This window comes from Streptomyces sp. RP5T, assembly GCF_003933965.1.
GTDB lineage: Bacteria > Actinomycetota > Actinomycetes > Streptomycetales > Streptomycetaceae > Streptomyces.
Genome location: NZ_RSAJ01000366.1, coordinates 1 through 8,416, shown reverse-complemented (window position 1 = coordinate 8,416; position 8,416 = coordinate 1). Strand labels below are relative to the sequence as shown.

Below are 8,416 nucleotides of genomic sequence, written 5' to 3'. Positions count from 1 at the left end.
TGGTCGACCTCTTCGGCGCTGCGGCCGATCATCGTGCGGCGGGCGTGCGCCGCTTCGGCCGGGGGGCCGGTGGGTTCCGTGAAGTCCTCGACGAGGGGGGTGGGGGCGGGGGCGGAGGGCTCGCCGGGGGGTTCCTCGGTCTCCTCAGTCTCCTCGGCCGACTCTTCGGCCTCCTCCGGGACCTCCGCGGACTTCTCGCGGGCCTCGGGGGTCGCTCCGGCCTCCGGCGTGTCGGCGGGGGCCTCGGCCGACTCGGAGGTCTCCGCCGTACCGGCCTGCTCCTCCTCCGCCTCCGTGCCGGTCTCCGTCTCGCCCAGTGCCTCCGCGAAACGGTTCAGCAGGCGTACGACCGCATGGCCCACCGCGTCCTGGGGGAACTCCGTGACCCGGCCGTCCGCCGAGGCCGTGCCGTCGAAGGCCAGCGTCGTGCCGCCGTCGGTGTCGCGCAGGCGGATCGTGAGGGCGAGCTTGACCGCACCGGTCCCGCGGGTCTCGCCGCCCTCGCCCTCGACCGCGTAGGAACCGTCGTCCCGGGCGGTGACACGGACCGCGCCCCGGTAGGTGACGGAGTGGCTGCCGACCCGCACCTTCAGGCGCCCGGCGACGGGGTCCGCACCGGCGTCCTGCTGGAGCCCGGGGACCGCCCGGGCCACCCTGACGGGATCGCCCAGGGCCTCGCGCAGCCGCTCGACCGGAACCGGAACGAACACCTCATGCTCCATGGTTGCCGAGCCTACCCAGGGGCGACGGTCATGCACCCCGCTTGGTGCAAAGTGACAACGCTCCACCCCTCCGGGGCGCGGATCAGTAGCGCGGATGCACCAACGTGGACGCCGCGAGCCCCCCGACCCGGGTTGCCTGTGCGGCCTTGCGCGCCGCGCGCAGGGACTGCGCCGTCAGGGTCGTCGGCCGGGGCTCCCGGGGGTCCAGGGCCAGTGCCGGGCGCGGTCCCCGGGACGCCAGCACGAAGCCCCAGTCGCGGGGCGCCCGGGACGCCCGGGCCGGGCGGTCGGGGCCCGCGGTGCCGGAGTCACGGCAGCCGACGCGGTAGGGCGTGGTGCGCAGGCCCGCCGCGCGCAGGGTCGCCTCCACCGTCCAGAAGACCCGGGGGCGGGAGGAGACCGGCCCCGCGTGCACGACGAGCCGGCCGCCGGGGGCCAGGACGCGGCCGACGAGGCCGTAGAACTCCTCGGAGTACAGCTTGGTGCTCGCGGTGACACCGGGCTCGGGCAGGTCGGCGATCACCACGTCGTACGAGGGCACGGGAGCCGATGTCCGCAGGCCGCGGAAGGCGTCCGCCGTGCTGACGTGGAGACGGGGGTCGCCGTAGACGTGGCCGTTGAGCCGGGAGAGCGCCGGGTCGCGGCGGGCCAGGTCGACCACCGCGGGGTCGAGCGCCACGAGGTCCACCCGCCGCACCCCGGGGAACCGGAGCACCTCGCGGGCGGCGAGGCCGTCTCCGCCGCCGAGGACGAGCACGCGCGCGCGGGGACCGTTCATCGCGGGGTGCACGAGGGCCTCGTGGTAGCGGTCCTGGTCGCGGCCGCTGACCCTGAGGCGCCCGTCGACGTAGAGGTCCAGGGGGCGGCCGTGGGTGCCGCCGGTGAGGGCGATCTCGCGGGCGCCGGTCTGCACGGCGACGCGCACGTCCTTGCCGTAGACCGCCTCGCGGGCGGCCCGCTCGAAGTCGTCGGCGAGGACGGTGGCGGTGGCGAGGACGCCGAGCACAGCCAGGTTGGCGGCCGGTAGCAGCCAGCGGGCCCGGCGGGTCAGGTCGCCGCGGAACAGGCCTAGGACCAGGGTGCCGCCCGCGACCGCGTTGACCGCCCCGGTGAGCAGGGCGCCGGTCAGCTGGCCCAGCAGCGGCAGCAGGAGGAAGGGGAAGGCCAGGCCGCCGACCAGGGCGCCGACGTAGTCCGCCGCGAACAGGTCGGCCACCGCGCCGCCCGCGTCCTGGCGGCGGATGCGCTGGATGAGCTCCATCAGCAGGGGGACCTCGGCGCCGATGAGCAGACCGATGGCGAGCGACAGGGCGACCAGGAGCCAGCGCGGACCGCTCGCCCACAGTCCGCCCCAGTCACCGGTCCACGCGAACGCGGCGTACAGCGCCATCGCGCTGCACCCGCCGACCAGGGCGAGCAGCGCCTCCAGGGCGCCGAAGGCCGCCGCCGCGTGCCGGCGCAGCCGCTTGGCGGCCAGCGAGCCGATACCCATCGCGAAGACCATGACGGACAGCACCACGGAGGCCTGGGTGACCGAGTCGCCGGTCAAGTACGAGGCTAGGGCGACCAGTTCGAGCTCGTACACCAGTCCGCAGGCCGCGCAGACGAAGACGCAGACCAGGACGAGGAAGCGGCCGGTCGCGGGGCGGACCGGGAGCCGCGCGGGCCCGGCCCAGGGCGGCGGAGCGCCGGGCGGGGCGGGGGCGTGCGACTCGATCACGGTGCGACGTTACGTCACGGCCCCGGCACGCTTCGTCACCCACACGTGTGGAACTGGGGTGACCCGGGCGGACGCGTGTTTGCGTGGCTCAACCCGCGGTCCCCACCGGGACCGTGACTCAACCCGCGGTCCCCACCGGGACCCTGACGCCGACGCGGGTCCGTGTGGCCACCAACTGCCCGTCCTGCGGGTACGCGTGCCAGGTCCGCCAGTGCACCTGGCCCTCGTGGCGCTGGGCCAGCAGCGCCGTGAACGCGTGCGGGCTGCCGGGGAAGACCCCGGCGAGTCCGTGCGGATGGTCGGACACCAGCGCGAGCAACTCCTGTGCGCGGCCCGCGAACTGACCGGGTGACAGTGCCTCGACGCGCGCGGCGAACTCGTACTCCCAGTCCCCCACCCGCTTGGCCACGCCCAGCGGCAGCGGGGTGCTGCTGCCGGGGATGCACGCCACCGTCTCCGAACAGGTGCCCCGGTCCTCCTCCAGGAGCACTTGGTGGGATGCGCCGAGGAGTCTCAACTGAAGCTTCGCCCGGCCGATTTCGAGGTCGAGCTCGGCGAGGGCGGGCAGCGGTTCACGCCCCAGGGCCCACGCGAGGTCGGCCGCGCGCGTGTCGGTGTACGAGGTGTTCAGGGTCGTGAGCATGGATCGGCTCCGCAAGCACGCAAGGAAAGGGTGGTGTGAGGTTCCGGCGCACCCGGGCGACTGTGGGGGGATCGGCCCGGTCAGCCCAGTCGGGAGGTCAGGACGTGTCCGCAGGACGTCCGAGGGGCTGCGTTGGTGAGTTAGAGGGAATCATGAACATAGATGCCCTCACAGCGTTTTTACCCAACTTCGTGGGGTTTCCATCCCTGCGTGGGCTCCCCAGCTCACCAGTTCAACCGTGGCGCACACCCCGGCGGGCGGAGCATGCGCCGGAGCACCGGAGCACCGGAGTGAAAAAGCGACAAGCGGGGGCGCGCGACCCGACCCAGGTCAGGACCGCACGCCCCCGCGTTCCCCGCTCCGGACGCGGTTCCCCCCGGTGAAGCTCAGCTGCCCCGTGTCAGCTGCCTCCCCCGCATCCGCCTCCGCCGCCGCAGGACGACCCGCCACCACAGGACGACCCACCACCGCAGGAGTGCCCACCGCCACAGGAGTGCCCGCCCGAGTGACCTCCGGAGTGCCCACCCGAATGGCCGCCGGAGTCGCCGCTCGAGGAACCACTGGACGAACCGCTCGACGAACCGCACGTCGAACCGGCACCGGCGGCGCCGCCGGCCCACCAGCTGTCCCCGTGCCCCCGGTACTGGCCGGCGCGGGCCGGCTTGCCCAGGCCCACACGCCGCTTCCTGTTCGCGGCCGACACGAGGGCTGCGACGAACAGGACCATGAACACCATCAGGATGACGCCGATGACCATGGCTCACCCTCCTTCCCTCGCCCCCCCGTGGCGGCCCCCCGTGGGCGCCTCGCCGGTAGCGTGAGCTGGAGATGCCCTTCCGCGTCACGGGCCAAAGCAGAGTTGAGGAACTTCAGAGGCTTCTCTCCGGCGAACGGCCCCTGACCTGCACATAAGGGCAGTTCAGGGGCCGTTCGCGGGTCATTGGGCCGTCTGCGGGCCGTGACCTTGCTGTGGGCATCATGGCTACGGAGGCCCCGGCTGGGCGGACCGGCCGGGGCTGCATTCCGTCACCTCGCGGCATCACTTGGTGCCGCGGGTGCGGGAAGGACGTCAGTGGTGGTGACCACCGCCGTGGTGGCCACCGCCGTGGTGGTGACCACCGTCGCGGCGGTGCCCCCAGGAGGCGTCGTCGATGAAGCGACCGTGGTCGTTGCGCAGGGTGGCGGTGTCGGAGAAGTTGTCCCACACGTAGTTGTGGCGGTCCATGTAGAGGTCGCTGTCGGTGTCGCGGCCCTCGCCGGTGTGGATGCGGACCGTGGCGCGGCCCTCCAGGCGGTAGTGGTCGAAGGTGTAGGTGCGGCCGTCCTCGTTCTTCAGGGTCCAGCCGTCGAGGTTGACCGTGCGGCGGGTGGTGTTGGTGAGTTCCACCCACTCCTTGTTCAGTGAGCGGCGCGAGCGGTCCTCAGGGCCGGGCGAGTCGTACTGAACCGCGCTGATCTCCACCTTCGCCCGGTCGGGCCGGGCGTGGTCGGCGGCCGAAGCCGGCAGCGCCACCGCCCCGACGATCGCGGCGGCCGCGAGCGCGGCAGCGGAGAAACGACGGGCGGTCACCGTGGAAGAAGACACAAAGCCCCCAAGGCTGTACGAGCACCCTTGCGTCCCTGGCCAAGACGGGCCGTGCGGGACGGGCTGGTGCGGTGTGCGGGTGGCGGCCGGTCGGCCGCACACCCACACCATGGCCAACCCGTGCAGATGGTGAACGCGATACGCGCGCTCCGTTACCGTTCGCCCACATTGCCGTAACTGTCAGCTGTAACGTCCATCCATGCACCGTATGCACCAGGTTGACGCTCTCACTGACCGCCATCCCGTGCGGGCACTGATCACCGAGCCCTGACCGCCACGCCGCGCCACCCCGGCCCATCCGAGTGGCTCACCCGAAAGTGCGTCACAGAACGCGGAGCACGGCGCGCGCGGGAAGGGCACCCCCCGGCGGACCACGCGGACGCACTGCGGCGCGGGCGCCGGGCGTGAGCGCGGCGACGGCGTCGAACAGCATCCGCTCTGTGGCGTCACCCCAGGTGCCGAACCCCGGACGTGAGTTGAGGAACGCGAGAGCTTGGGCGCAGGATGACCGGCATGACCTCCAGTGCGCGCCCGCTGCTCAACCGCCGTCTCGCCGAGTTCGGGACGACGATCTTCGCCGAGATGTCCGCCCTGGCGCTGCGGACCGGTTCGATCAACCTGGGGCAGGGCTTCCCCGACACGGACGGCCCCGAGGAGGTCAGGGAGGCCGCGGTGCGGGCGCTGCGCGACGGGCGCGGCAACCAGTACCCGCCGGGTCCGGGCGTCCCGGAGCTGCGCACGGCGGTCGCCGCGCACCAGGAGCGCCGCTACGGCCTGGCCCACGACCCCGACACCGAGGTCCTGGTGACCGCCGGTGCCACGGAGGCCATCGCCGCCGCCCTGCTCGCGCTGGTGGAGCCGGGGGACGAGGTCGTCGCGTTCGAGCCGTACTACGACTCCTACGCGGCCTGCATCGCGATGGCCGGCGGCACCCGGGTCCCGGTCACCCTGCGCCCGCACGAGAACAGCTTCCGTCTCGACCTGGACGAACTGCGCGCCGCGGTCACCGACAGGACCCGCCTCCTGCTCATCAACACCCCGCACAACCCCACCGGCACGGTCCTCACCCGCGAGGAGCTGACGGCGATCGCCGAGCTGGCCGTGGAACGGGACCTGCTGGTGGTCACGGACGAGGTCTACGAACACCTGGTCTTCGACAGCGCCGAGCACCTCCCCCTCGCGACCTTCCCCGGCATGCGGGAGCGCACGGTCACGATCGGCTCGGCCGGCAAGACCTTCTCCTTCACGGGCTGGAAGGTCGGCTGGGTGACGGCGGCCCCGGAGCTGGTCACGGCGGTGCGCTCGGCCAAGCAGTACCTGACGTACGTGTCCTCCGGGCCCTTCCAGTACGCCGTCGCCGAGGCGCTGGCCCTCCCGGACAGCTACTTCGCCGCCTTCCGCGAGGACATGCTGGCCAAGCGGGACCTTCTGTCGGCAGGTCTCGCGACGGCGGGCTTCAAGGTGTTCAGGCCCGCCGGCACCTACTTCGTCACCACCGACATCCGCCCCCTCGGCGAGAGCGACGGCTTCGCCTTCTGCCGCGCCCTGCCCGAACGCGCGGGCGTCGTCGCCATCCCGAACGCCGTCTTCTACGACCACCGCGAGGCCGGCGCCCCGTTCGTACGGTTCGCGTTCTGCAAACGCACCGAGGTACTGGCGGACGCGGCAGAACGGCTGCGGAAGGCATTCGCACGCTGACCACCGGCTGACTGCCGTCACGCGAGGCCGGCCCTCTCCGGCCTCCGCCTCGAATCATGTCGGCCCAGCCGGTCACGCCGTGTCTGCTGTCGGCCTCGCTCGCGAACCGCCTGGAGGGGCGAACGAGACGGATCCGGCCGGCCAGGGGACTGCTGGTCGCGGCCGCGAACGCATCCCCGATGCGGTGAACCATCCACCCGCGGGTTCGCGAACCCTCCGCCACCGTCGCCCTGGGCCAGCACTTGACGGTCACGTCCTGCTGCGCCGATGCCGTCCGCGCCGCGGCGGGCGCAGGCGCGTCGCGGACGTCCCTTCGGCGGAGCTCCCCTCACTCCGGTCGGCCTGGCACCTGCATCGTCTGCGGTGCAGGTGCCAGGTCCGCTCCGCCTTCTGGATCGGTGCTGGACATCATGACCGGATGCCAGGAGTGTTCAGGTGTCGTAGACGGTGGAGCGATGCCCGACGTGCACGACCCACACCACCAGCTCGCCGTTGTCGATTGTGTAGATCACGCGGTAGTCGCCCACCCGCAGGCGGCGCCGGTCGGGCTGGGAGACGAGGGCCGTGGTGTTGAATCCCGTCGGGTCGCTCTCCAGCTCAGTCAGCTTGGCCAGAATGCGGAGGGCCATGTCTCGCGGGACCTTGCGGAGTTCGGCCTGAGCCTCGGCTCGGAAGACGGTGCGGTACTCACTCACTGCGCGCCAGCGTCTCCCTCATGATGTCCTCGATCGGGATGCCGGGTGTCGGGTTGGCCATGCGCTCGTCGATGATCCGGTTGATCTCGCGCTCTTCCCACTCCTGGTATTTGCGCAGCACCTCGATGGACACCACGGCGGCGACCTGCTTGCCGCGCCGGGTGATCACGGTAGGCACGTCGTCCCGGTCGGCTCGCTCCACGACCTCGGCCAGGTGTGCCCGGACATCGCGGATGGACTCTATGGGCATTGGCTGCGTCATGCACCCAAGAGTACCGAGTGTCCCATGTGTACACAACGGCTCACTGTCGCACGCTCGTGCAGCCCTGTGGTCCGCACACGAATGAGTGCGTGAACGAGGAGTGGCCTGGGTGACGGCGGCCCCGGAGCTGGTCACGGCGGTGCGCTCGGCCAAGCAGTACCTGACGTACGTGTCCTCCGGGCCCTTCCAGTACGCCGTCGCCGAGGCGCTGGCCCTCCCGGACAGCTACTTCGCCGCCTTCCGCGAGGACATGCTGGCCAAGCGGGACCTTCTGTCGGCAGGTCTCGCGACGGCGGGCTTCAAGGTGTTCAGGCCCGCCGGCACCTACTTCGTCACCACCGACATCCGCCCCCTCGGCGAGACCGACGGCTTCGCCTTCTGCCGCGCCCTGCCCGAACGCGCGGACGTCGTCGCCATCCCCAACGCGGTCTTCCACGACCACAAGGAGGCCGGAGCACCGTATGTCCGGTTCGCCTTCTGCACACGCACCGAGGTGCTGGCGGACGCGGCGGAACGGCTCCGCAAGGTGTTCGCGCACTGATGTGTACACACAGGCTCACCGTCGCGCGGGGTGCAGCCCTGAGGTGAACCGCTCACCCGGTCGTCGGATCAGCCCGCCACGGGGAGTCGGTCCCTCGCGGCCCGGCAGTCACGGCAGTGGGGGGAGCCCGCGGAGCGGAAGCCCCGGTCGCAGCCGTCGCAGTTGCGCATGGCGAGGATCTCCGGCCGTGCCGGGGGGCCGGTCTGCCCGGTCGCCGGTGCGGTCAGGGGAGTCTCCTTGAGCCGGTGGGCGAGGATGCCGATCGGGCGGGTCAGGAGGCGGTCGGGAAGTCCCGCGGTGAGATGGTCGGCGATCTGGGTGGGCAGCAGGCCCGTCGCGAGCCATCGGGTGACGGCGGGGGCGAGGCGGGCGGCCTCCCGTTCGGACAGCACGAGGCGGGGGTCGACCCGGCGCAGACCGGCGAGCACGGCGATGGCCCGGGGGGCCGCACCGGCGAGGGGCGCCAGTGGCGCGGACTCGGCCTGGCCCGCGGGTGCCTGCACCGCTTCTCGTCCCGGCACGGAGGCGGGCAGCGCGGCGACGGGTGTGC

At 72.4% G+C, this 8,416-nt stretch carries 7 protein-coding genes and 2 pseudogenes; 2 read left to right on the top strand and 7 right to left on the bottom strand.

The genetic code is table 11. The features are described from left to right. The 4 genes from EHS43_RS29945 to EHS43_RS29925 form a co-directional block, all read right to left on the bottom strand. Positions 1–722 (bottom strand): SRPBCC domain-containing protein (locus EHS43_RS29945; RefSeq protein WP_125193847.1); only part of this gene is annotated, 722 nt, incomplete at its 3' end. Between the two features lie 82 nt (positions 723–804). After that, positions 805–2,442, bottom strand: coding sequence for a polyamine aminopropyltransferase (locus EHS43_RS29940; protein ID WP_125193846.1), 1,638 nt, complete (start codon positions 2,440–2,442; stop codon positions 805–807). Positions 2,443–2,560: 118 nt separating this feature from the next. Beyond that, on the bottom strand, positions 2,561–3,085 hold the full coding sequence (locus EHS43_RS29935) for a DUF2617 family protein (RefSeq protein WP_125193845.1): 525 nt from the start codon (positions 3,083–3,085) through the stop codon (positions 2,561–2,563). Between the two features lie 1,069 nt (positions 3,086–4,154). Continuing rightward, positions 4,155–4,655 carry a lamin tail domain-containing protein gene (locus EHS43_RS29925; protein WP_125193843.1) on the bottom strand — a complete coding sequence of 167 codons (501 nt, stop codon included), beginning with the start codon at positions 4,653–4,655 and terminating at the stop codon, positions 4,155–4,157. 519 nt (positions 4,656–5,174) lie between these two features. On the opposite strand from EHS43_RS29925, the gene EHS43_RS29920 reads away from it, so the two are divergent. Next, positions 5,175–6,368 (top strand): pyridoxal phosphate-dependent aminotransferase, encoded by a 1,194-nt coding sequence (locus EHS43_RS29920; RefSeq protein ID WP_125193842.1) that lies wholly within the window; start codon positions 5,175–5,177, stop codon positions 6,366–6,368. A gap of 431 nt (positions 6,369–6,799) precedes the next feature. Here EHS43_RS29920 and EHS43_RS29915 read toward each other — a convergent pair whose 3' ends face one another. Together EHS43_RS29915 and EHS43_RS29910 are read right to left on the bottom strand one after the other, a co-directional pair. Continuing rightward, the gene (locus tag EHS43_RS29915) at positions 6,800–7,063 is read right to left on the bottom strand and encodes a type II toxin-antitoxin system RelE/ParE family toxin (protein ID WP_005483716.1); all 264 of its coding nucleotides are present in this window, start codon (positions 7,061–7,063) and stop codon (positions 6,800–6,802) included. After that, complete coding sequence (locus tag EHS43_RS29910) at positions 7,056–7,325, bottom strand: type II toxin-antitoxin system Phd/YefM family antitoxin (protein ID WP_026165291.1); 270 nt, start codon at positions 7,323–7,325, stop codon at positions 7,056–7,058. The genes EHS43_RS29915 and EHS43_RS29910 overlap by 8 nt, the downstream gene beginning before the upstream one ends. A 106-nt stretch (positions 7,326–7,431) precedes the next feature. Between EHS43_RS29910 and EHS43_RS29905 the strand changes: the two are divergent. Next, positions 7,432–7,866: pseudogene (locus EHS43_RS29905) on the top strand (aminotransferase class I/II-fold pyridoxal phosphate-dependent enzyme); the annotation flags it as partial. Between the two features lie 68 nt (positions 7,867–7,934). On the opposite strand, the pseudogene EHS43_RS29900 reads toward EHS43_RS29905, so the two are convergent. Next, positions 7,935–8,416, bottom strand: a pseudogene (locus EHS43_RS29900) (hypothetical protein); the annotation flags it as partial.

Bases quoted from the DNA above. Each gene is read 5' to 3' on its own strand.
- EHS43_RS29935 (WP_125193845.1), bottom strand. From the start codon at position 3,085: ATGCTCACGACCCTGAACACCTCGTACACCGACACGCGCGCGGCCGAC.
- EHS43_RS29920 (WP_125193842.1), top strand. From the start codon at position 5,175: ATGACCGGCATGACCTCCAGTGCGCGCCCGCTGCTCAACCGCCGTCTC.
- EHS43_RS29910 (WP_026165291.1), bottom strand. From the start codon at position 7,325: ATGACGCAGCCAATGCCCATAGAGTCCATCCGCGATGTCCGGGCACAC.